The following is a 23,337-nucleotide window of genomic DNA, read 5'->3' on the forward strand; positions in this document are numbered from 1 at the left end:
TCTTACAGAGGGCAGGAACTATATTTGGGCTCAGTTACGGAACTCGGGAACCAGTCACGCTGATGCTAAGCGGAAGGCACAACAGGCACACCCTGGAGGCCGAATAGCAATGCAGCGTACTGGGGCGGACTGACCCGTAGTAGTGATGAAGTCCCTGTAATGGGGATGGAGCGAAGGGGTTAGCTGATATAGTTAAATCTTTTGCCAACCTGAAAGGGGATGAGCTTTATAGAACAAGCTATATTAGAAGAGCCGTATGACGGGAGACTGTCAAGTACGGTTCTGTGAGAGGCTGGGGGTGAAATTCCCCCGGTCTACTCGACCAACACCCGTTTAAAGGTTGAAAACGACTTAATTGTCATGGACTGATAATACCGGCTCTTCTTTCCCCTCGCAGGACTGGTTCGCTCTGTCGTCAGATTTAGTGGGCGAGCAATAATTTGAATAACTCCATCGCAGCAACTTAAACAATTCGTTTTTGGGTTTCTGCTTTGGAGTTTTTTTATTGCTTCCTCTTCTGGTCTACTATCTCTCTCCTTATCCTTGCCCCACGAAAGGTTCGTGTGAAAAATCTTTTGGGAATTGAATGGTATCCAAGTGGATTTTAAAGTGAAGACACGGTTTTCTTTTTCAAATTAGGGAAGAGTGGCTCGAAAAATACATCAAAGATTAATCGCCGGTTAATACATTTTAAACATTTATTGTCTTATTTTAGGGTAGTTAAATAAAGTCATATCATCAACTAGACCCTTATTCTTTTGGCTATTAATATTGACAATAAGCTTGGCTTGAGTAATCCGTTTGAGTGGACTGAAGAGAATTTTAGTTACTTGTTTGATAAGTACTATTCGGAACTGTGTTTCTTTGTAAATAAATACTTGGGCGATATGGATTTATCTCGATCCATTGTTCAAGATGTTTATGTGAAGATTTGGATTAAGCGATCGAAAATAAGTCCAACTTCATCCATAAAGTCTTATCTCTATAATTCAGCAAGAAATGCAGCCTTAGATCATTTACGCACATCACATCGAAATACGGAGATGTCTGAGACGGTTGAAAATAGTGTTCATTCTCCATTTCGTGACCGAATTGAAGAAGCTGAGTTAAATGATCGCATCAACCGATCGATTAATGCGTTGCCTGAAAAATGCCGGGAAGTTTTTGTGCTTTGTCGTTTTGAAGAGTTGAAGTATAGTCAGATTGCTGAACGATTGAATATATCTGTCAAAACTGTAGAAATGCAAATGGGGATTGCATTAAAAAAACTTCGCCATCAATTGTCAGAAAATCAATTTTTTAATGTCTTGATTAGCATTTTCAAAAGAAAAAAATCAATTCCTCTTACAGGGTATTTAAATCGTTTTTCGTCTTAAGTGTGAGTTGTCACCGATAAATGATGGAAAAATACGATATAGAAATTCTTCTAGGCAAAATTCTTTCTGGAAATGCCACGGATGAGGAGCAGGGTAAACACCAGAAGCTCAGTCAAGAGTTGCCCGAATATGCTAAGGCCTACAAGCAAAGTCAAAAATTGTGGGGTGGGGCCGTTGAACGAATCTCCAATGAGGATATCGCTCGAGATAAGGCGAAGGTGCAGGGGAAATTAAATCGCGCGCTTCTAAGCCAAATTCAAAAACATAAACAAAAAATGGCTTTCTATCGAATTGTAGCAGCTATTGCAATTCCGATAGCTATTGCTGTTAGTGTGTTGTTCAAGTTAAATTTTCAATCTAAAAATGAACGTTCAGCGGGAAAAACTAAGATTTATGCACCGATGGGGCATATTGCATCTTGCCAGCTGCCAGATGGAACGATGGTATGGATTAATTCCAGATCGACAATTAGCTATGATGTTTCTGATTTTAAATCGCATGAAAGGAGCGTACAGCTAGAAGGAGAAGCCTATTTCCAGGTTCCAAAGAATCAGAAGGTTCCCTTTTTTGTTCGAACGGAAATAGCCAATGTGAAAGTGACAGGAACTTCATTCAATGTAAAGACGGATACCGAATCTAAGATTTTTGAGACCGTGCTGAATGATGGAATCGTACTACTTCGTTCCAACAATAGAGGGATGAAAGAGATCAAGTTGAACCCGGGAGAACGCGCAGTCTATCGCATCGATAGAAAACAATTTGAAATTCAGAATGTCGATGCAGAAATGTACAGTTCCTGGAGAAATGGTGAAATCATTTTTAGAGATGCGACTTTGAAAGATTTGATGCTGAAATTAGAGCAGATCTATGGCATTCAGGTGATTTTCGAAGATCCGGAAATGGCTAATTACCGTTTCCGCGGAATGTTTAGCTACAATAGTAATTTGATTGATGCACTGGAAAAAATTAAGAGTACTGCCCGAATCGACTATTACATAAAAAATAAAAAAGTATGGTTAAAAAATGAAACGAAAAAAGAATAATTGAACAGTTGCTGTGCGATTGAAAAAGAGGGAATACTTGGACCTATTCCCTCTTCAAAAATCAAATTGCGCAAGCGCAAATTAATTTTAATAATTAACATTCAAATCTATGAAAAAAAAAATTGAATTACGGGAGTTTTATCTCTCCTGGATTAAAAAACTATGGCTTATGGCAAGGTTATGTTTGTTACTTGTATTGTTTGCCACTGTCTCGGTAACAGCAAGTGTGTATTCGCAAAATACAAAACTAACATTGCGAATGAAGAACTCTAAGATTTCAGATGTCTTCAATTCAATTGAAGAACAAACCGGCTACTACTTTTTCTATAACCGTGATTTTTTCGATGATTCTCAGTTGATTAATGTGGATGCAGAAGGTCAAAATATTAAGGATATACTGGGTCAGATATTAGCAGAGCAAGGGGCTAGCTATCGGATTGTTGACAGGAATATTTTGATTGAGGTAAATCCAGATGGGAGTCGGGATAACTTAAATCAGCAGCAAAAGGAAATAAAAGGAACAGTTACTGATGCAGAAGGGAGACCGCTGCCAGGAGTAACCATCCTGATTAAAGGAACAACCAACGGGGTGGTGAGTGACTTCGAAGGAAATTATTCAATTTCAGATGTTTCTGTGGGGACTGTTTTGGTTTTCTCTTTTGTGGGAATGAGAACCCAGGAGATTCCCGTCGGAAATCAGTTTGTTATTGATGTTTCGATGATTGAGGATGCCATTGGCTTGCAGGAGGTTGTTGCCATTGGATATGGAACACAAAAGAAGGTAAACCTTACAGGAGCGGTTGAACAAGTAAGTTCTGAAGTCTTAACCAACCGGCCAGTTAATAATTTAACCCAGGCGTTACAGGGAGTTGTTCCTAACTTGAATATCTCATTGGCAGACGGGAAACCAATGCGAAGTGCCAATTATCAGGTTAGAGGGGCTTCTTCGATTGGACAGGGAGGAAATGCCTTAATTCTGATTGATGGGGTTGAAGGAGATCCAAGTCTGCTAAATCCCAATGATATTGAGAATATATCGGTTTTGAAAGATGCTGCCTCGGCATCAATTTATGGAGCTCGTGGAACTTTCGGTGTTATTCTTATTTCAACGAAAGCGCCGGAAAAAGGGAAAATATCGGTGAACTATACGATGAACTATGGGATTAAATCGCCGACTGCAGTGCCCGATTTTGTTACTGATGGCTATACTTACGCCAAGTGGTTTAGTGAAGCTTATAACGCATATAATGATTATAGCCGGATTCCTTCTTCAATGAATAAAACACAAGCCTTTTCCTTAGCCTACCTGGAAGAGCTGAAAAGACGATCGGAAAACCCAGATTTGCCAGACTACGAGATCGACAGCAATGGGAACTACGTGTATTATGGAAGTACTGACTGGTATGGGCTATTGTATAAAGATAACTTGACGTCCGTGGATCAAAATATTTCGATTTCGGGTAGTAACGAAAAAGTGAGCTACTATATATCTGGAAGGTATAATGATCAGGAGGGGCTTTTCAGATATAACTCGGATGACTATTCAATCTATAACTTCAGAGGAAAAGGAGATATCAAAATTGCTGATTGGCTTACCCTTGATAACAATACGGAGTATTCGCAGCAAAAGTACCATCAACCACTGAACGTTGGAGAGGGCGGTGGTATTTGGCGTAACATTGCAGATGAAGGACACCCAACTTCTCCGATGTTAAATCCGGACGGAACGTTAACACATTCCGGGGCTTACACTGTCGGTGATATGTATTATGGAAAAAATGGTGAAGACACCAAGAGAACGTACGTAAAGAATACCACTGGTTTAACAGCTTATCTGTTTAAACGCAACCTACGTGTTCGTGGTGATTTTACTTTCTCGACAAACAACCAATTGAATCACAGACGACGAATTCAAGTTCCGTATAGCCGGCAAGAAGGTGTTGTTAACTATGTAGGAACAACGACGAATGATATCCGTCAAATTAGCTCGGAAACGAAATATTTGGCATCGAATATTTATGCCGAGTATGAAAAGACCTTCAATCAAGAGCATTACCTAAAAGTAATGACTGGGTTTAACTATGAAGAAAGTACGTATGAATCATTTCGTGCTCAGCGAAATGGCATTTTATTCGAGGATGCCGAAAATATTGCGTTGACAATTGGCGAAAACATTTCAACGGACGGCAGTTATAACAAATGGCGAATTGCAGGGCAGTTCTATCGTTTAAACTACAGTTTCAAAGATAAGTACCTCATTGAGTTGAACGGACGTCTTGATGGGTCATCAAAATTCCCTTCTGATCAACAAACGGCTTTCTTCCCTTCGGTTTCAGTAGGGTATCGACTTTCCAACGAATCATTTTGGAATGTCAATGAAGACCTTGTTTCCAATCTCAAGTTACGAGCATCTTATGGGGCTTTAGGAAATGGTAATGTTTCACCATATTCTTACATTGAGCTGTTTAATATTTCTCAGCTCGGGAGAGTCCTGAATGGAACGAGACCAGCTTCAACTTCTCAACCGAATGTCATTCCTGAAGGATTAACTTGGGAAACGGCGACAACGACAAATTTTGGGCTGGATCTGGGGCTTTTTTCTAATCAGTTGAATATTACTGCTGATATCTATGAGCGTAAAACCACCGATATGTATACCAGTGGTTTGCCAGTACCTGCCGTATTTGGCGCAAGTGTACCAAAGGGCAACTATGCCGACATGAAAACAAATGGCTGGGAGCTCTCTATCAGCTGGAGAGACAAGTTTAACTTAGCTTCAAAGCCCTTCAATTACGATGTCCGATTTACCCTGGCTGATAATAAGTCGGTGATCACCAAGTTTAATAACCCGGAGAAACTGTTGTCAGATTACTATGAAGGAATGGAATTAGGTGAAATCTGGGGATTTGTTACCGATGGATTATTTCAAAGTGAAGAAGAAATCCTGGCTCATGCTGATCAGTCATACATCAGAGTATCGTCCAACAATGTTCTTTTACCAGGGGATATTAAGTTTCAGGATTTAAATAACGATGGAAAAATAAATATCGGTCAAAATCGAATTAGCGATCCGGGGGACCTTAAGGTTATTGGTAACTCAACTCCCCGATATACCTTTGGATTAAACATGGGAGGGGATTGGAATAACCTGTTTTTCTCCTGTTTTTTTCAGGGAGTTGGAAAGCAAGATTGGTGGCCAGATGCAGAAGCCAGTCACTTCTGGGGACAATACAACCGCCCTTACAACAATATGCCCGAATGGCATTTGGATAACATTTGGTCCGAAGATCGTCCTAATGCTTTCCTTCCACGATACCGTGGTTATGTTGCCGGATGGTCAAGAGAGCTTAATCAGAAGCAAAGTCGCTACATCATGAATGTGGCCTATGTACGACTTAAAAATGTGCAGCTAGGCTATAACTTACCGCAGAATTTGATGAATCAGATTTCATTCTTGTCAAATGTCAAAGTTTATCTTTCAGGCGAGAATCTATGGTCGTGGTCTCCATTGTATCGAACCACTAAAGACTTTGATGTGGAGAATATTGGAGGATCTGATCCAGAGCTGACTTCAGGAAGTGGAAGACGTAGCGGAAACGTCTTGAATTATCCAATGCTTAAAACGGTATCATTCGGTGTTTCAGCAACATTTTAATAATCATGAAAAACAATAATACGATGAGATATTTTCAATTACTGATAGTTTTGTTGGTGCTGCTGATGGTCTCCTGTGAAATGGAGGAGCTTCCCAAATCAGAAGTTTCAAAAGACCCGGTATTTAATACTGAAGCAGGACTTGAATTGTATTCGAACTCCTTTTACAATGTTTTGCCCTCTGCCCAGGATATTTACCTGGGAGACGACATGTCTGACTATATTGCCAGTAATTCAATCGATCAGTTTTTAACCAGCAGTTATGGACCTAATCAGGCGTCAGGTTGGAGCTGGTCTGAATTACGTAACATCAATTTTTTTATTGCGAATTGTAATGATGAAGCTGTTGATTTAGCTGTTCGTGAGCACTATCTGGGCTTAGCCCGTTTCTTTAGAGCTTTCTTTTATTTTGAAAAGGTAAAGCGCTTTGGCGATGTGCCTTGGATTGGTCGGGTGCCTAGCATCGATGATACAGATTTGCTTTATGCTGAAAGAGATTCCAGAACATTGGTGATGGATTCTGTCTTGGCAGATATTGACTATGCATGCGAACACATCACGACAGACAGTGATGCTTCGGGAAGCACCGTGACCAAATGGGTTGCTTATGCTTTGAAGTCTCGTATTTGCTTGTTCGAGGGCACTTTTCGCAAGTATCATGATGAATTGGGATTGCAAGCAACTTCTGAGTTCTGGTTGCAAGAGGCAGTTGCTTCTGCAAAAGAAATTATGGATAATTCAAGCTACTCCTTAAATACTTCGGGAGATGCCGACATGAGCTACCGGAATTTGTTTATCAGCAACAAGCCGATAACCGAAGAGGTGATGCTTGCCGTTGTTATGAGCCAGGAACTTGGTATTTTGCATGCAGCAAACTGGAAGTATACTAGCCCAACTTATGGAGTAAAGTCAAGCTTAACCCGAACTTTTGTGAATACTTATTTGAACTTGGATGGAACTCCGTTTACCTCGGAGGATGGGTACGAAACGATGCCTTTTGCAGAAGAAGTTAAAGAGCGGGATTTACGCCTGAAGCAAACCATTCGATTAGGAGACTATAAGCGCATCCATGGCGGACAGGAAATACCAGCACCTCCAACTTTCGGTTATGTTTTAACAGGATACCAACCAATAAAGTGGGTTTTAGATGATACTTATTATGACCTAAGGGATTATAATGATAATTCTGTGGCTATATTCCGTTTTGCAGAAGTCCTGTTGAACTATGCCGAAGCAAAAGCTGAGCTAGGAGCATTAACCAATGAAGATTGGGCTGCAACGATTGGCGCTTTGAGAGCAAGAGCCGGAATAACAGGAGGACTTGATCAGTTGCCAGATCAGGTTGATTCTTACTTTCAAACAAATTATTATCCAGATATTAATGATCCGGTAATTCTTGAAATACGTCGGGAAAGAGGAGTTGAACTTGTTATGGAAGGCTTTCGGTTTGCTGATCTGATTCGCTGGAAGCGGGGAGAGCTGATGAAAATAAACTGGAGAGGTTTTTACGTGCCTGCATTGGATATTCCAATGGATTTGAACGAAGATGGCATTGATGATGTTATCTTTGTCAATCAGGTGCCGAATCCTCTTCCTGATGTTTCGTATGAATTTGTACAGGTCAGCGAAACCATTAATGGCGAGCCGAATCCACAACGACTGACAAATGGTACGAGTGGCGAGCTAACTTGGTTGGATAATATTCCTCGAGTTTGGACGGATCGAAATTACTATTATCCAATACCAGAAGAGGATGTGTTGATGAATCCAAATTTGAATCAAAATCCTGGATGGGAATAAATTACAAAAATTATGAACGTAAAATTATTTTTTTCGGTCTTTTTAGTATTTGTTTTAGCAGCCTGCGAAGCGAAGTCTTCCTCGGAAGAAACAGCTCAAGCGCAATCCAACCTTATCGTAGCAAGCTATAATCTTCGATACAATAATCCGAATGATGGAGAGAATGCCTGGCCAAAGCGGAAGGAGCAAGTGAAAGCATTGATCCGCTATCACGAGTTTGATATTTTTGGTACGCAGGAAGGATTGATCGAACAGTTGGAAGATCTGTCTTCGATGACTGAATATGCCTATGTGGGTGTAGGTAGAGATGATGGAAATCAGCAAGGAGAACACTCGGCCATTTTTTATCGAAAGGCCAAGTTTGAATTAATTGATCACGGTGACTTTTGGTTGAGCGAAACTCCTGCAGAACCTTCATATGGCTGGGGCGCTAAGCACAGACGGATTTGTTCTTGGGCAGAGTTCAAGGACAAGGAATCAGGAAAAACCTTCTTTGTGTTTAATGCACACTTTGATCATCAGGCGAAGGAAGCTCAGCGTCAGTCTGGAATCTTGGTCGTTGAGAAGATGAAGGCTATTGCAGGAGGAGAAACGGTTATTTTCATGGGAGATCTTAACTCAACTCCGGAGACCGAACAGATTCGTACAATCAATGGTTTTTTGGAAGACACTCGAGAAAAGTCAGAAATGGAACCCTATGGACCTGTTGGAACATTTAACAGTTTTAACTTTCTGGCCCCTATGGACAACCGTATTGACTACATTTTCGTGAGTGATGACGTTGAGGTTGCATCATACGGTGTATTAACGGACAGTTATGATCAAAAATACCCGTCAGATCATCAGCCAGTTGTGGCTAAGGTGAAAATTGACTAGAAGGTTATGTCGTAAAATTATCCTATTGAAAAGGAGTGTCTAAATAGACCAATTTTCAGGGCTATTAACGATAAATATTAAACTAGAACTCCGTGGTAAGTATCTTAAAATAGATACCAAGACCGCGGAGTTTTGTTTTTTTAAGAACTTAAATTTTGAATCGGAAAAGGCCACAAAAGTGTGATAATTGCCAAATTTTGGGTAGTTTGGAGTCCAAATTTTGAAACACAAATTAAATCCCATTCCATGACAAGTAAATAGGGCCTTGGGATGATTTTACTATTATTATCAATTAAATTAACTACGAATCAAACGAACATGAATTTTCATCATTCTAAATCAGGAAACGAGAATGAGCAAAATTGATGTGAGTTCCTGAATGTCTTGTCCGGATAACTATCGGGATTGAATATTCAGAAATCAAAAAAAATTAAACAAATGAAAACGACGCTTTTTTTATGCTTTTTTGTTTTGCTTGCCTATACAGGATCAGCAATAAACATTATACCTTTTCCGTCTAAAGTGTCGGAAAAGGAAGGGAAAGTATTGTTGCAAAATCAACTGACTTTAAGCTATCCGGATGAGTTGGCCAGCGAAGGAAGTTTTCTCTCAGGAATATTGGCGGATGAGTTTGGAATCAAGGCCCAAAAGGGAACTGAATCGCCTGTTATCTCCCTTAAAAAGGAAGCGAATCTTACCAGTCAATTGGGGCAGGAAGGCTACTTGTTGAACGCCGATGAAGATGGGATTATCATTACAGCGGCAACGAATCAAGGGGCATTTTATGGCATTCAAACCTTGCGGCAGCTAATCCAGCGTGAAGGAGGAGCGAAGTATTCTGTGGGGGCGGTTAAAATTGAGGATCAGCCTCGCTTTAGCTGGCGGGCTTTTATGCTCGATGAAAGCCGCAATTTTAAGGGCGTAGCGGTTGTTAAAGACCTGCTTGATGAAATGGCCATGCTGAAATTGAATACTTTTCATTGGCACTTAACAGATGATCAGGGATGGCGCATCGAAATCAAGAAATATCCTTTACTTACAGAAGTTGGCGCTCGTCGTGATTCTACGCAAACCGGCGTATGGCCAGGTGGATGGAATAGCGATGTGTATGACACAACTCCTCACGAAGGCTTTTATACGCAGGAGCAAATCAGGGATATTTTGGCCTATGCCCAGGAACGACACATTACTGTTATTCCTGAAATCGAAATGCCGGGACATGCTAGTGCGGCCATTGCTGCTTATCCATGGTTGGGCGTTTCGAAAGAAAAGATTGGTGTTCCTGCAAAATTTGGGGTTCACTATGATGTTTTTGATTTTACCGAGCCTCGTGTCGAAGATTTCTTGAAGGATGTTTTAGATGAAGTTTTTCAACTGTTCCCTTCCCAGGTGATTCACATTGGAGGCGATGAGGTAAAGCACGATCATTGGGAAGCCTCGGAAGCTGTGAATACCTTCATGAAAGACAATAACCTTGGCTCTTATGCCGACCTGCAAGTTTGGTTTACCAATAGAATGTCAAACTACATTGAGTCAAAAGGACGCAGGATGATGGGCTGGAACGAAATTATGGGAGTTCAGCTTCATGAGTACAACACCAAAGATCAGGAAGTGAAGGAAAAATTAGCGAAAAATGCGGTGATTCATTTCTGGAAAGGTGACTTGGACTTGGTAAAACAAGCTGTTGTCAGTGGGCACGATATTGTGAACTCTTACCATGAATACACTTACCTTGATTATAATTACAGGAAAATTCCTTTGGAAAAAGCCTATGGTTTCGATCCCATTCCGGAAGGACTTCCAGCCAACTTGAATGATAAAATTCTAGGTTTGGGCTGCCAGATGTGGGGAGAATGGATTCCAACAGTGAAATCAATGGAAGAGTTGGTATATCCACGTATTGCAGCTTATGCCGAAGTTGGATGGACACAAACTTCCCAGAAAGATTTTGATCGATTTAAAACTAGCTTGGTTCCCTTTTATAACCGATGGACTAAGTCTGGAATTAACTACATTAAAGAATAAGCTTCTGGCAAAGTGCTATTCTAAAACTAAAAATTATAAATACGATTCATGAAACGTTTACTACTACTTCTTTCGATTGCATTATTGGCAATAAACCCAGGTTTTTCGCAATCGCAAAAGCAGCTAAAGGTGATTAGCTACAACATTTGGAATGGTTTTGATTGGGGGAAAGACGATGCCCGCCGTGCAGAACTACAGCAGTGGGTGGCCGGGCAACAGCCCGATGTGGTGGCTTTGCAGGAACTTTGTAAATACACGCCTGAAAAGTTAAAGGAAGATGCTAAATCGTGGGGACATCCTTATTCCGTATTGCTCAAAACAACGGGTTATTCGGTTGGTCTCACTTCGCGATTTCCAATTGAATTAAAGGAAAAGATTTTAGAGGGATTGCATCACGGAGCTTTGCATTGTCAAACAAATGGTATTGACTTTTTGGTGGTTCACCTGCATCCCGGCAGCATCCAACGGAGAAGGGATGAAGCCAAGCTTTTAGCTAACAAAATAGATGAAATTCGCGAGCAAAATTCCCGCTACATGATTATGGGCGATTTCAATGCTCATTCGCCTTACGATGCTGATTTGTACAATCCGAATGGACCTTTGTTGACTCGCATGAAAAAAGGAGACAAGGGAAAAGGGTTGGAAGGCAACTTAGTTGATGGTGATTTTGACTATGCCGTTATTTCTTCTTTCCTGTCCTTGCCTTTAGGTGATGTGGTTCGCAAACATACGCAGGGAATGGCTCAGCGGGGAAGTTTTCCGGGAAGGGCATTGGCTGCCGTTAACAAAGAGCAACCAGAGGAATTGGATGAGCGTAAAGAGCGAATTGATTACATCTTGGTGTCTCCGGAATTGGAGCAGCAATGTGTAAATGCCTGGGTTGGTAATGGCGAAGCCAATTGGTTGCTATCTGACCACTACCCGGTGATTGCTGTTTTTGAAACAAACCAACAGCAATAGTTCGTTGAATTTTTTAGTTGTTTGATTTTTAGTATTCTATAATTCTGTAAAGTGCTGCAAGTGTCTGACAGTCTGAGTTCTGAAAGTCGAACGATCTGTTGAGTTAAATCCACCCACGAAGATAATAGTAGCTCAGGGCAGCCAGTTCCCGGGCTACTATTATTTCATATTTCAACTGTGTCCAAAACTGGTAACGAAGTGTTTTATTTTGTCCAATATTTGGCATCGGAAGTTGATTCCCTCCTAATTTTCGGTCCTCAAAACTAAGATCTGCCTCCAGGGCATCCTCGAAAGCAGCTAAGCCTGCTATATCTTTAAAACCGGCTTTTCGAAAACTCAATATTGAACGTCGCATGTGTTCTGGCGAGCTCACTATTAGCAGAGAGGAACGAACCAACAAACGTCCATGGAACAACCGAAGGTTTAAAGCTTGACTGCGTGTATTGGTACCATGTTGTTCAAATAAAATTCGGTTCTCATGGACTCCTCGGTTGATCAACTCAGTAGCTACACGGCGTGGTGTAGATAAGGAATCATGCAGGTTCCCGGGGATTGAAATAACGAGTTGACAATGTGGAAACTCTTGGGCTGCATGAGCAACATACCAACTTCGCATGAGGTTCGATTGGCTAGGCATTCCACCGCCACCCATCATGACAATAAAGTCGGGGCGATTGGGCTTTTCGGTTTGGCTGGTTCCCAACCAGTGGTAAGCGTAAAATGGAAGTGGTGTAAAACTGAGTCCAATGAATAATAGAAACAGGATACCAAGAATAAAAATCAGTCGTTTTACCAAAGTTCGAATGCCTTTGCTCATGAGAAGTCAATTTGCTGGAAATAATTGAGATCTGAAAAGTACAAAAACAGATAGCGAATTCAAAAGCGAATGTTGCTTTCAATATTTTTAGTCGCTTGATTTTTCTGGTTTGAAAAAGAATCGTTGCAATGAGATGATTGTCAATTCTAAGCGAAGGATTTTCTGTTATCTTTGTTTACCATCAATAAAAAAAAGAACATTTTGGACTTAAAAATAAAAGAAGAAATTATTCAGTTGTTTGAGCAATATTTCCAGGAAGAAATGACTGCTTTCGAGGTACTTCCACCATCCGGTTCGTATCGGGAATATTGCCGGATGAAAAGCAAGAAACATCAAGCCATTGGAGCCTGGAATCACGATGTGAAAGAGAATATGGCTTTTATCGAATTCTCGAAGCATTTCAGAAAAGAAGGAGTTTCTGTACCGGAAATATATCAAGTAAATGAAGCTAAGACTTGTTATTTACAGGAAGATTTAGGCAATCTGACTTTGTTTGATTATTTGAGTCGTACGCGTGAGTTGGAAGGTTTTTCAGAGAAAATAATCAATGTATACAAAAAGGTATTGTTGGAGTTGCCAAGGCTGCAGATAACGGCTGGAAAAGGAATTGATTATTCTTATTGCTATCCGAGGGCTGCCTTCGATAAGCAGTCGATGATGTGGGACTTGAACTATTTCAAGTACTATTTTCTGAAGCTGGCAAAAATACCTTTTGATGAACAGGCTTTGGAGGATGATTTTCAGAATTTCAGTGATTATTTGCTGGCTGCTGAAAGTGACTTTTTCTTGTTCAGGGATTTCCAGTCGCGCAACATCATGCTACATGATGGAAAGGTTGCTTTTATCGACTATCAGGGCGGACGAAAGGGAGCTTTGCAATATGATTTAGCCTCCTTGTTGTACGATGCCAAGGCTGATATCCCGCAGGCTGTGAGAAACGAACTGCTTGAGTTTTATCTGGATGAACTGGAGAAATATATTGAAATTGACCGAGCTGAGTTTAAGGCATATTTCACTGGTTATGTGCTGATTCGGATTATGCAGGCGATGGGAGCTTACGGATTCCGAGGCTTTTACGAAAAGAAAGAGCATTTCTTAAAGAGTATTCCTTTTGCACTGGAAAATCTGAGTTATTTGCTGGAAAACAACAACATTCCAATCAAATTGCCAGAGTTGTTTCAGGTGCTGAAAGAAGTGAGTCAGTCTGAGTTCCTGAAGAAAATCGGCAAGCAGAAAGGCAAGCTGACTGTTCGGGTGTGCAGCTTTTCGTATAAAAAGGGCTTACCACAGGATCCATCAGGTAATGGTGGTGGCTTTGTGTTTGACTGCCGGGCAATTCATAATCCGGGGCGCTACGAAGAATACAAGCAGCTGACCGGGCGAGATCAGCCGGTGATTGATTTTCTACAAACCAATTCCGAAATAGGCCCGTTTCTGAGTCACGTTCGTGCCTTGGTTGATCAGTCAGTAAGCATGTATCTGTCGCGTGGTTTTACGCACCTCAGTGTAAGTTTTGGATGCACCGGAGGACAACACCGATCGGTTTATGCCGCTGAGAAAATGGCCAATTACTTACGCGAAAACTATCCTGTGAATGTTGTTTTGACACACCGGGAACAAGATTTTTAGCTAGCTTATAGCTGCTTGGAGGAGTAGTAGGGCAGTAAATGAAAAAGGTTGTACTGAAAATGTTTCAATACAACCTTTTTTATGTTTTTATAGCGCAACAGTTCGCTAGATTTTCTATTCAGATACAGCTATCTGACAGTCTGAAAATCCAACGAGCTGTTTTTCGTTTCTACCAAAGCTTTTCTGGATATTCGCCTTTAGCTGTCAATTGGCTGATTTGCTGTACCACATATGGCTTATCCTCAGGATAAGTAACCCCAAACCATGGGGAGCTGGCATGCAATACTTCGGCTTTAACCTCGCCTTGCTGGATCAGTTCGAAAACCACGCTCGGAATATAAAATTCAGATTTAGGCAAGTGCATGCTGGCATCTAAAAATGTCTTGAATTGTGCTTCCAGGTGCTGGAACAAGCTTGGATGAAATCCCCAGAAGTTCATGGAAACAGCAGTACCATCAGCTACAGCTACTTTGTTGCCAGCCTCATCGTCAAACGTAATGTTCTCGCCATTGCGAGCAATTTGATGACGCTCTGTAATTTCAACCAGGTTGTTTTGGTCATCTGTTTGGCAAATACCGCGAGAAACTGTTCCAAATTCAGACAAAGTGTTTTTAAGTTCATAACCAACCATGCTGTATTTGTTGGCAGAAACCTCGTTGGTGAGAAATTTTGCAGCAACTTCAAACGATTCTCTTCCATAAAAATCGTCTGCATTGATGGCGGCAAAAGGCTCATTGATGACATCTTTACCCATCAGAATGGCGTGTCCAGTTCCCCAAGGCTTTTCTCGTCCTTCTGGCAAGGTGTAACCTTCGGGAAGGTTATCCAGCTCTTGATAAACGTATTCGATTTGTATTTTATCGGCAAGGTCTCCGGCAAAGCGACTCTTAAATTCTTCTGCAAAACTTTCTCTGATTACAAAGACAACTTTTCCAAAGCCTGCACGAATCGCATCAAAAATAGAATATTCTAAAATTGTTTCTCCACTCGGACCAACAGGTTCAATTTGTTTTAGCCCGCCGTAGCGGCTTCCCATACCTGCTGCCAAAATTAAAAGTGTTGGTTTTTGACTCATTATTGATCGGTTTTAATGATTTATATTTTCTTTAAAACTGGCTAAAAAGCCTTACCAAAAAGCACAAAACGATTACATCCCCAATGGGGGAGAAGGTTGTTGTGCTGGTCTTGGTTATTGACTATTCTTCGCCAGGAATCTGGTTTGAGCCTACAAACTAACAATTAAACAGAGTTTGAACCAAACGATTTGTTGATTTTTTTGGTTACATTTTTGTAATTAGAAACTTTATCGTGGCGAATTTCAAGCCCAAACCCTTGTTCTTTAACCGGGCTTGTTCCAGAATAATTTCTGAGCAAAAAGCCTTTTTGTTTGAAGGTTCGGATGAAGTCCTATTCTTCCTGGTACCAGCTTGCATACATCCCGTAGGCATTGGCAATTCGGTGAATTTCACCTTCGAGCAATTCGGGGCCAATTGCTTTTACCTTTTTAGCCGGAATACCTGCATAAACACTTCCTGATTCAACAACGGTGCCTTTGGTGACAACTGAGCCAGCAGCTATGATCGTGTTGCTTTCAATAACTGCATAGTCAAGCACTACGGCATTCATTCCAATCATCACATTGTCATTGATGGTACATCCGTGAACAATTGCTCCATGCGCAATAATTACATTGTCGCCGATATTGGTTGGTGATTTTTGATAAGTAGCATGAATGACAGCGCAATCCTGAACATTGGTGTTTTTCCCAATGCGAATTGAATGAACATCTCCGCGGATTACGGCACTGTACCAAACACTGCATTTATCTCCAAGTATAACATCGCCTATAATTGTCGCATTTTCAGCTAAAAAGCAGTCGTTTCCTATCGTTGGGGTCTTTCCTCTTAACGGTCGTATTAAAGCCATTATCTATATTCATTTTAAATTGATAGCAAAGATATTAAAAGCTTTAAATTATTAAATACATCTTATTTCTCTTATTAATTATTGGTTATTTTTGCTCAGTAACGTAGGGCATAGGCCTAATTCAAAATGGTTCCAAAATTATAATTTATTATTTTTGAAGTCGTTTTTTTTAGAGACTATAAGGAGAAAACTAGCTATTAAAAATAATTGTCAGATGAGAGACACGAAAGTAATTGAGTTAGAAGAGGTGGCCATTCGGTTTTCCGGAGATTCGGGGGACGGAATGCAACTTACGGGGACTTTGTTCTCGGATGCCACAGCACTTTTTGGGAATGATATTTCAACCTTCCCCGATTATCCGTCGGAAATAAGGGCTCCGCAGGGAACTGTTGGAGGAGTTTCCGGATTCCAGGTTCAGTTTGGACACAAGGAAATTAATACCCCTGGAGATGAGGCTCATGTGTTGGTTGCAATGAACCCAGCAGCGGTTAAGGCGAATGCTCGCTTTATGAAACCTGGTGGTACCATCATTTATGATGTTGATTCTTTTACTCAGAAAAATTTAGATAAGGCTAAATTCTCGACAGACGATCCGTTTGGCGAGCTAAATTTGGAAGACTTTACAAAAATCGCAGTTCCGATTACAAGTTTAACCAGAGAAAGTTTGAAGGAATTTGAGTTGGATAACAAATCGGTTTTGCGTAGTAAAAATATGTTCGCTCTTGGTTTAATCTGCTGGATGTTTGGTCGTCCGATGGATTATATCGAGAACTTCATTAAAACAAAATTTGCAAAGAAGCCGAAGGTTGTTGATTCGAACCTGAAAGTATTGAAGGACGGATACAACTATGGGTTGAACATGCAGCACATGACACCTCAATATTTGGTGAATGCGGCAGAAATTGAAAAAGGAGTTTATCGGAATGTTAACGGAAACCAGGCAACAGCTTGGGGATTTTTGGCGGCAGCTGAAAAAGCTGGGCGCGAACTGTTCTTAGGATCTTATCCAATTACTCCGGCTACTGATGTTTTGGTGGCATTGGCCGAACGTCGTGATTTGGGCGTGAAAACCTTCCAGGCTGAAGATGAAATTGCTGGTATATGTACAACTATTGGTGCTGCATTTGCCGGAGATTTGGCTGTGACCAGTACTTCAGGTCCAGGTTTAGCACTGAAATCAGAGGCTTTGGGCTTAGCGGTAATGGCAGAGTTGCCGTTGGTTGTTGTTAATGTTCAGCGTGGAGGTCCTTCAACTGGTTTGCCTACCAAAACGGAACAGTCTGATTTAATGCAGACTTTGTATGGCAGAAATGGTGAAAGCCCAATGGTGGTGTTGGCTGCCAGTACACCTTCAGACTGTTTCTACTATGCTTTTTTGGCATGTAAAATTGCGATGGAAAGAATGGTTCCAGTTGTGTTGTTGACAGATGGTTTCCTTGGGAACGGAAGCGAGCCTTGGCGCGTTCCGAGCATGGATGAACTGCCGGAAATCACTCCTCGAATAGCCAAAGATAGTAGTTCATTTAAAGCGTATCGTCGTGACGAAGATACTTTGGCACGCGAGTGGGCTTTCCCTGGAATGAAGGGATATCAGCACTTGATTGGTGGTCTTGAAAAGAATATTGAAGGTTCAGTAAGTCATGATCCTGAGAATCACCAAAAGAATAGTGAAATCCGCGAAGAAAAAGTTCAAAAAGTAGTTGAAATGCTTCCTGAACTGGAAGTGTGTGGCGATAAAGATGGTGGCGACTTGTTGGTTGTTGGCTGGGGTGGAACCTACGGTCATATGATTAGCTCAGTTCGTGAAATGCGCAAGGAAGGTAAAAGTGTGAGTTTGGCTCACTTCAACTTTATTAAACCGCTGCCAGCAAATACCGAAGAAGTATTCAGTAAGTTTAAGAAAATTGTTGTTTGCGAATTGAACATGGGACAATTTGTAGCTTACTTGCGCGACAAATTACCTGGATTTGAATACCATCAGGTGAATAAGTTGAAAGGCCTGCCATTCTCGGTAGCCGAGCTGAAAGAAAACTTTGATAAACTACTGGAGGACTAAGACATGACAGAATTAAATTATACACTTAAAGACTTTAAAAGCGAAAACGAAGTTCGTTGGTGTCCGGGATGTGGTGACTACGCAATCATGAATGCTGTTCAGAAAACCATGGCCGACATGAATGTACCCCATGAGCAATTTGCCGTGATTTCTGGTATTGGTTGTTCTTCTCGTTTTCCTTATTACATGAGTACCTATGGATTTCACTCCATTCACGGACGGGCCACTGCAATTGCCTCGGGAGTGAAATGTGCCAATCCTGATTTGAATGTTTGGGTGATTACCGGTGATGGTGATGCCATGGCTATTGGCGGAAATCACTTCATTCACCTGGTGCGCCGAAATATTGATTTGAATGTTATTCTTTTCAATAATAAGATTTACGGTCTGACTAAGGGGCAATACTCGCCAACAACAGATCGTGGTTTTGTGACCAAAACGTCTCCTTTCGGAACAATTGAAGAGCCATTTGTGCCCGGACAATTGGTGCTAGGAGCCAAAGGAACATTCTTTGCCCGTGCCGTTGACTCGAATGTGAAGCATAATCAAGAGGTTTTTGCTGAAGCTGCAAAGCACAAAGGAACATCAATTGTTGAGGTGTTGCAAAACTGTGTTATTTTCAATGATGGAATTCATGCGGAGATTGCCGATCCAAAACACCGTGCTGAACGTCAATTGTTCTTGGAGCATGGCAAACCAATGATTTTTGGCTACGAGAATGATAAAGGCTTGATCTTGGAGAATGGACGCTTGAAAGTTGTTAAGATTGGCGAGAATGGCATAACGGAAGCTGATATTTTAGTGCATGACGCCAAGATATATGATCCATATATTCACATGCAGTTGATCAACATGACTTTGCCTGATTTCCCAATTGCAATGGGCGTTATCCGTTCGGTTGAAGCTCCTGTTTACGATCAGGAGTTACGGAAGCAAGTAGAAACAATTTCTGCAAAGAGAAAGGTGAACAACATGGACGAGTTATTGCGTTCAGGGAATACTTGGGTGGTTGATGACCCTAACAGCAGTGAACCTGTACCTTTCTTCAAAAAGAAATGTCCGATTGAAAAATAGAATTAGCTATCGATAGACAGCAAGAGGAGGCTTTTTAGCCTCCTCTTTTATTTTTTGCAAGTAAGGTTATTCGGGTAAGTTCATTGAAAATTTGGGTTGAAACCATCCGGTTTTATTTTCAACCTTGCGGACATGTTTGCTAAAGTTGCTCCACATCTCCGTAAATTCTTTCCTATACTTCATATATAACCCACTCTCGAGTTGTTTTAGGCTTACTGGATTTTCTGATCGAGTCATTAATATCCATAGGGGAGTTCCTTTTCCCAACAGCGTGATGTAAATATCCCATTCATAAGTTTCTTCAATACGATCGTAAAAGTCAATGTATTTTTTAACGGCTTCTGCTGCCTCTTTTTCATGTCCTGTTTTTAAATAGCAGAATGTCCATTCAGCGTAAGGCTGATCCATTGACTGTCCCATCTGTCCCGAAGGGTGATAAGATAGTTCTTTTGACCATTGAATAATGCTTTGTTCCCCATAGTATAAGTCTTTGAAAGCAAGGTCGGCATCAAAGCCATCTTCGTCTTTCATTTTTTGATGCATGTCCATCATACTTGCGTAAAGCGTATCAATCGAAGCAAAACTATGGATCGGGACGACCCAGTAGAAAGCATTGTCGTCATTCCTGTATGAAAAAATAGGGATATTCAAGTTGTGCTTATCCCAGAGTGCTTTCACCTTGGTTTGAGTTTCTATGAAAGCAGGAAGATCAGCAGGGGAAACAATTTCTTCGAACACAATAAACTTTTGTGGAGCGGCTTCTTGGGCCTGGATCGATGCTGTTGCCATTCCCAGCAAAAGGAATAGCATTCCAAAGTAAACGAAGGCATTTCTCATGGTGGTAAAAATTTTGGTAAAACAATATAAAGTACAAAATGTGAGAAGCTTACGCAATGGGTGATTTCTGCACCTTGTCAAACAAATTGAGGTTTGCTGCTTTAAAGCAAGTAGTTGGAATTGATTTGAGAAGAGCACAATAACGTTTTTATTGGCCTTTGAGTAACATGTTTTATAAACGAAGTCTTTCGCAGACTTTATTTTTAGAGCAGCCGGAATTTTCATAATTTCAGCAAAAAATTTGATCATGGAAAATTTAGAAGATATTTCTCTATCATCGATATATAAAAGAAAGAAAAGCGACCGCGATATTTTTGAAGAACTGATGCCAACTAAAGTTAAAGAGGTTTTGTTGGTAGCCACTTTGTACGACAGTTATTCCATTGTTAGGGAAGGGCAATTTACCGATAAGATATTTGGTGAGTTTTTACAGCTTAATTTGTACACTTATCCGAGGTTTACCAGTGTGAACTCGGAAACGGATGCCCTGCAAATGATGAAAGATCGGGATTTTGACCTGGTGATCATCATGGTTGGAATGGACAAGGATATACCGGTGAAAATGGCAGATGTGCTTCATGAAGAGAATGGGCAGGTGCCCATTTTATTGTTGGTGAATAACAATGGAGATTTGCGTTATTTTCAGGAGGCTGCTCATCAGTTTGATTCGATTGACCGGGTATTTGTTTGGAATGGAAACTCCAATGTTTTCCTGGCAATGGTTAAGTACATTGAGGATAAAAAAAATATTGAAACAGACATTAAGAATGGAAGTGTTCGCATGCTTTTGTTGGTGGAGGACTCCATTCAATACTATTCGCGCTACTTGCCGATGTTGTACACCAACATTATGACGCAGACGCAGAACTTGGTGCAGGATGAGTCAACAGATGATTTGCACATGATTCTGAAGATGCGGGCAAGGCCAAAAGTAATTTTAGTGAGTACCTACGAAGAGGCGATTGAAATGCTCTACAAGTACCGCGATTATTTGCTGAGTGTTATTTCTGATGTAAAATTCTCAAGGAATGGGGTTGACGATAGTGAAGCGGGTGTTGAGCTGTTGAAGTATGTGAAGCAAATCCTGCGATTCCCGGTTCCGCTGTTGTTACAAAGCCATGATGTGAATAATGCTGCACGTGCCCGGGAAATTGGAGCCGAGTTTATTAATAAAAATTCGGAAAGCCTGTCAATGGACATCCATAATTTTATTTACAAACGCTTAGGTTTTGGAAACTTTGTGTTCAAGGATATGTCGGGGAACCCAATTATGGTTGCTCGTAATTTGCAAGAATTCCAGGAAATGTTTCGCTTGATACCGGACGAGGCCTTACTGTATCATGGTAAACGTAATTCATTTTCAACCTGGCTGATGGCTCGTGGAGAGATTAATATTGCCGAGCAGTTGTTGCCGTACCGATTTGAGGATTTTAAAAATACCGAAGAACTTCGTGATTTCTGCCTTGATGTGTTTGAGAAGGTTCGGGTAAAGCAGATGCGCGGTCGAATCATCAACTTCGATCCGGCAGTTGTGGATAGTGATCGATACATTGTACGCATGGGAAAAGGTTCGCTGGGAGGAAAGGGTCGTGGAATGGCTTTCATGAGTAACTTCATTGAGAATATCGATTTCAAGAAAATTATTCCTGATATCAATATTAGAATTCCTTCGACTGCCATTATTGGTGCCATTGAGTTTGACAAGTTCTTGGAATTGAATAATCTCTATGAAGAAATATACTGCAATAACGACTACGAGCATATCAAGACGATCTTTCTAGAGTCGCACCTGAGCGAAGGGCTAAAAGCAAAATTGTTTCGTTATATCGAGGTGATTAAAGGCCCCTTAGCTGTCCGTTCTTCTGGATTGTTTGAAGATTCGTTGCTACAGCCATTTTCGGGCGTTTATGCCACTTATTTACTGCCCAATAATCATCCCGATAAATTTGTGCGCTATCAGCAATTGGTAAATGCGATTAAGTTGGTATATGCCAGTATTTTTACCGAATCAGCCATTGCTTATTTCGATGCTGTAAACTATAAGATTGAAGAGGAGAAAATGGCGGTGATCATTCAGCAAGTGGTTGGCCGGGAACATGACAAACGCTTTTATCCGTCAATTAGTGGTGTTGCTCAATCATATAATTATTATCCGGTGTCCTACATGAAACCGGAAGATGGTTTTGCCGTTGCTGCCATTGGCTTGGGAATGTACGTGGTTGGGGGAGAGCAGGCGTTCCGATTCTGCCCCAAATATCCAACAATTAATCCGACCACAGTACATGATCTGGTGCGGGATTCGCAACGGGAGTTTTATGCGATTGATATGGCGCAGCCAGATGCCAATGTGGTAGCGCATGGAGAGAATGCAGCAATTAAGAAGTTTCGAATTAAAGATGCAGAAGCTGATGGCTTGTTACAGCATTGCGCGTCGGTTTTCGACTTTGAAAACGATGATTTGGTCTCAGGCGTTGATATGAAGGGCCCTCGAGTGGTTGATTTTGCCAATATTTTGAAGTATAACTACATTCCGCTGGCTGAGACTTTGCGTTTCTTGTTGAGACTATTCCGCGAGGCAATGGGGTCTCCGGTAGAGATGGAGTATGCTGTTGATTTGGAGAAAGGGGAGTATGGGCTGCCTACATTTTACCTCTTGCAGATTAAACCTTTGATTCGGCATGAGGAAGAGTTGAGTATTGACCTTGGTGAAATGGATATTGATAAAGTCGTTTTGTTTGCCAAGCAAGGGATGGGGAATGGAGAAGTGGATGGCATTCGTGATGTCGTTTTTGTTGATCCAGCTAAGTTCGATAAGCTGAAGACGCGAGATATTGCCCGGGAGATTCATAACATGAACAAGAAGATGGATGCCGAAGGAAAGGAATACATCCTGATTGGTCCTGGGCGTTGGGGAACTAAAGATCAGTTTACTGGAGTACCGGTCGTTTGGGCCCAAATTTCCAGAGCTCGAATCATTGTTGAAATGGGCTTGCCTGATTTTCCTTTGGACGGTTCGCTGGGATCGCACTTTTTTCACAATGTAACCTCAATGAATGTGGGCTATTTTGCCGTTAAACATCATTCCAAAGAAGAGAAAATAAACATTGATATGCTGGAAGAACAACCGGTTATCGAAGAAATGACCTATGTGAAGCATGTTCGGTTCGACGAAGATTTGAAGATTTTAATGGACGGAAGAAGCCGACAAGCACTAATTAGTAAAAGATAGAGTTTTAACCGATATCGAATGACTAAAAAAGCTGC

15 protein-coding genes are annotated in these 23,337 nt (G+C 41.1%); 11 read left to right on the plus strand and 4 right to left on the minus strand.

Translation table 11 applies throughout. The features are described from left to right. Positions 1-758: 758 nt before the first annotated feature. From BM156_RS17810 to BM156_RS17840, 7 genes are all read left to right on the plus strand, one after another. On the plus strand, positions 759-1,376 hold the full coding sequence (locus BM156_RS17810) for an RNA polymerase sigma-70 factor (protein WP_170847004.1): 618 nt from the start codon (positions 759-761) through the stop codon (positions 1,374-1,376). 23 nt (positions 1,377-1,399) lie between these two features. Continuing rightward, on the plus strand, positions 1,400-2,419 hold the full coding sequence (locus BM156_RS17815; RefSeq protein ID WP_170847005.1) for a FecR family protein: 1,020 nt from the start codon (positions 1,400-1,402) through the stop codon (positions 2,417-2,419). Positions 2,420-2,678: 259 nt separating this feature from the next. Then, a complete protein-coding gene (locus BM156_RS17820; protein ID WP_212733556.1) occupies positions 2,679-6,074 on the plus strand; it encodes a TonB-dependent receptor in 3,396 nt (1,131 codons plus the stop codon). A gap of 23 nt (positions 6,075-6,097) precedes the next feature. Further along, complete coding sequence (locus tag BM156_RS17825; RefSeq protein WP_093921265.1) at positions 6,098-7,873, plus strand: RagB/SusD family nutrient uptake outer membrane protein; 1,776 nt, start codon at positions 6,098-6,100, stop codon at positions 7,871-7,873. A gap of 12 nt (positions 7,874-7,885) precedes the next feature. Next, complete coding sequence (locus BM156_RS17830; RefSeq protein ID WP_093921266.1) at positions 7,886-8,749, plus strand: endonuclease/exonuclease/phosphatase family protein; 864 nt, start codon at positions 7,886-7,888, stop codon at positions 8,747-8,749. 438 nt (positions 8,750-9,187) lie between these two features. Next, positions 9,188-10,774: a beta-N-acetylhexosaminidase gene (locus tag BM156_RS17835; protein WP_093921267.1), complete on the plus strand. Its 1,587-nt coding sequence runs from the start codon at positions 9,188-9,190 to the stop codon at positions 10,772-10,774. A 48-nt stretch (positions 10,775-10,822) separates the two neighbouring features. Then, positions 10,823-11,734 carry an endonuclease/exonuclease/phosphatase family protein gene (locus tag BM156_RS17840; RefSeq protein ID WP_093921268.1) on the plus strand — a complete coding sequence of 304 codons (912 nt, stop codon included), beginning with the start codon at positions 10,823-10,825 and terminating at the stop codon, positions 11,732-11,734. A 103-nt stretch (positions 11,735-11,837) separates the two neighbouring features. Here the strand turns inward: BM156_RS17840 and BM156_RS17845 are convergent, their stop codons facing one another. Beyond that, positions 11,838-12,551: a YdcF family protein gene (locus tag BM156_RS17845; RefSeq protein WP_093921269.1), complete on the minus strand. Its 714-nt coding sequence runs from the start codon at positions 12,549-12,551 to the stop codon at positions 11,838-11,840. Positions 12,552-12,752: 201 nt separating this feature from the next. Between BM156_RS17845 and BM156_RS17850 the strand changes: the two genes are divergently transcribed. Next, complete coding sequence (locus BM156_RS17850; protein ID WP_244525759.1) at positions 12,753-14,180, plus strand: RapZ C-terminal domain-containing protein; 1,428 nt, start codon at positions 12,753-12,755, stop codon at positions 14,178-14,180. Between the two features lie 169 nt (positions 14,181-14,349). Here BM156_RS17850 and BM156_RS17855 read toward each other — a convergent pair whose 3' ends face one another. Both BM156_RS17855 and BM156_RS17860 read right to left on the minus strand, forming a co-directional pair. Then, the gene (locus tag BM156_RS17855) at positions 14,350-15,255 is read right to left on the minus strand and encodes a nucleotidyltransferase family protein (protein WP_093921270.1); all 906 of its coding nucleotides are present in this window, start codon (positions 15,253-15,255) and stop codon (positions 14,350-14,352) included. 332 nt (positions 15,256-15,587) lie between these two features. Beyond that, positions 15,588-16,106, minus strand: a complete 519-nt coding sequence (locus BM156_RS17860; RefSeq protein WP_093921271.1) for a gamma carbonic anhydrase family protein — start codon at positions 16,104-16,106, stop codon at positions 15,588-15,590. A gap of 214 nt (positions 16,107-16,320) precedes the next feature. Between BM156_RS17860 and BM156_RS17865 the strand changes: the two genes are divergently transcribed. Together BM156_RS17865 and BM156_RS17870 are read left to right on the plus strand one after the other, a co-directional pair. Then, positions 16,321-18,162: a 2-oxoacid:acceptor oxidoreductase subunit alpha gene (locus tag BM156_RS17865; RefSeq protein WP_093921272.1), complete on the plus strand. Its 1,842-nt coding sequence runs from the start codon at positions 16,321-16,323 to the stop codon at positions 18,160-18,162. A 3-nt stretch (positions 18,163-18,165) separates the two neighbouring features. Then, complete coding sequence (locus tag BM156_RS17870; RefSeq protein ID WP_093921273.1) at positions 18,166-19,236, plus strand: 2-oxoacid:ferredoxin oxidoreductase subunit beta; 1,071 nt, start codon at positions 18,166-18,168, stop codon at positions 19,234-19,236. Between the two features lie 66 nt (positions 19,237-19,302). Here the strand turns inward: BM156_RS17870 and BM156_RS17875 are convergent, their stop codons facing one another. Next, positions 19,303-20,073 (minus strand): hypothetical protein, encoded by a 771-nt coding sequence (locus tag BM156_RS17875; RefSeq protein ID WP_139218329.1) that lies wholly within the window; start codon positions 20,071-20,073, stop codon positions 19,303-19,305. Positions 20,074-20,320: 247 nt separating this feature from the next. Between BM156_RS17875 and BM156_RS17880 the strand changes: the two genes are divergently transcribed. Then, positions 20,321-23,302, plus strand: coding sequence for a PEP/pyruvate-binding domain-containing protein (locus tag BM156_RS17880; RefSeq protein WP_093921275.1), 2,982 nt, complete (start codon positions 20,321-20,323; stop codon positions 23,300-23,302). Positions 23,303-23,337 lie beyond the last annotated feature (35 nt).

The organism is Sunxiuqinia elliptica, from assembly GCF_900113005.1.
GTDB classification, from domain to species: Bacteria; Bacteroidota; Bacteroidia; order Bacteroidales; family Prolixibacteraceae; genus Sunxiuqinia; species Sunxiuqinia elliptica.

Excerpts from the sequence above, each read along its gene's own strand:
- BM156_RS17815 (WP_170847005.1), top strand. The coding sequence starts at position 1,400 with ATGGAAAAATACGATATAGAAATTCTTCTAGGCAAAATTCTTTCTGGA.
- BM156_RS17820 (WP_212733556.1), top strand. The coding sequence starts at position 2,679 with ATGAAGAACTCTAAGATTTCAGATGTCTTCAATTCAATTGAAGAACAA.
- BM156_RS17825 (WP_093921265.1), top strand. The coding sequence starts at position 6,098 with ATGAGATATTTTCAATTACTGATAGTTTTGTTGGTGCTGCTGATGGTC.
- BM156_RS17830 (WP_093921266.1), top strand. The coding sequence starts at position 7,886 with ATGAACGTAAAATTATTTTTTTCGGTCTTTTTAGTATTTGTTTTAGCA.
- BM156_RS17835 (WP_093921267.1), top strand. The coding sequence starts at position 9,188 with ATGAAAACGACGCTTTTTTTATGCTTTTTTGTTTTGCTTGCCTATACA.
- BM156_RS17840 (WP_093921268.1), top strand. The coding sequence starts at position 10,823 with ATGAAACGTTTACTACTACTTCTTTCGATTGCATTATTGGCAATAAAC.
- BM156_RS17845 (WP_093921269.1), bottom strand. The coding sequence starts at position 12,551 with ATGAGCAAAGGCATTCGAACTTTGGTAAAACGACTGATTTTTATTCTT.
- BM156_RS17855 (WP_093921270.1), bottom strand. The coding sequence starts at position 15,255 with ATGAGTCAAAAACCAACACTTTTAATTTTGGCAGCAGGTATGGGAAGC.
- BM156_RS17860 (WP_093921271.1), bottom strand. The coding sequence starts at position 16,106 with ATGGCTTTAATACGACCGTTAAGAGGAAAGACCCCAACGATAGGAAAC.
- BM156_RS17865 (WP_093921272.1), top strand. The coding sequence starts at position 16,321 with ATGAGAGACACGAAAGTAATTGAGTTAGAAGAGGTGGCCATTCGGTTT.
- BM156_RS17870 (WP_093921273.1), top strand. The coding sequence starts at position 18,166 with ATGACAGAATTAAATTATACACTTAAAGACTTTAAAAGCGAAAACGAA.
- BM156_RS17875 (WP_139218329.1), bottom strand. The coding sequence starts at position 20,073 with ATGAGAAATGCCTTCGTTTACTTTGGAATGCTATTCCTTTTGCTGGGA.
- BM156_RS17880 (WP_093921275.1), top strand. The coding sequence starts at position 20,321 with ATGGAAAATTTAGAAGATATTTCTCTATCATCGATATATAAAAGAAAG.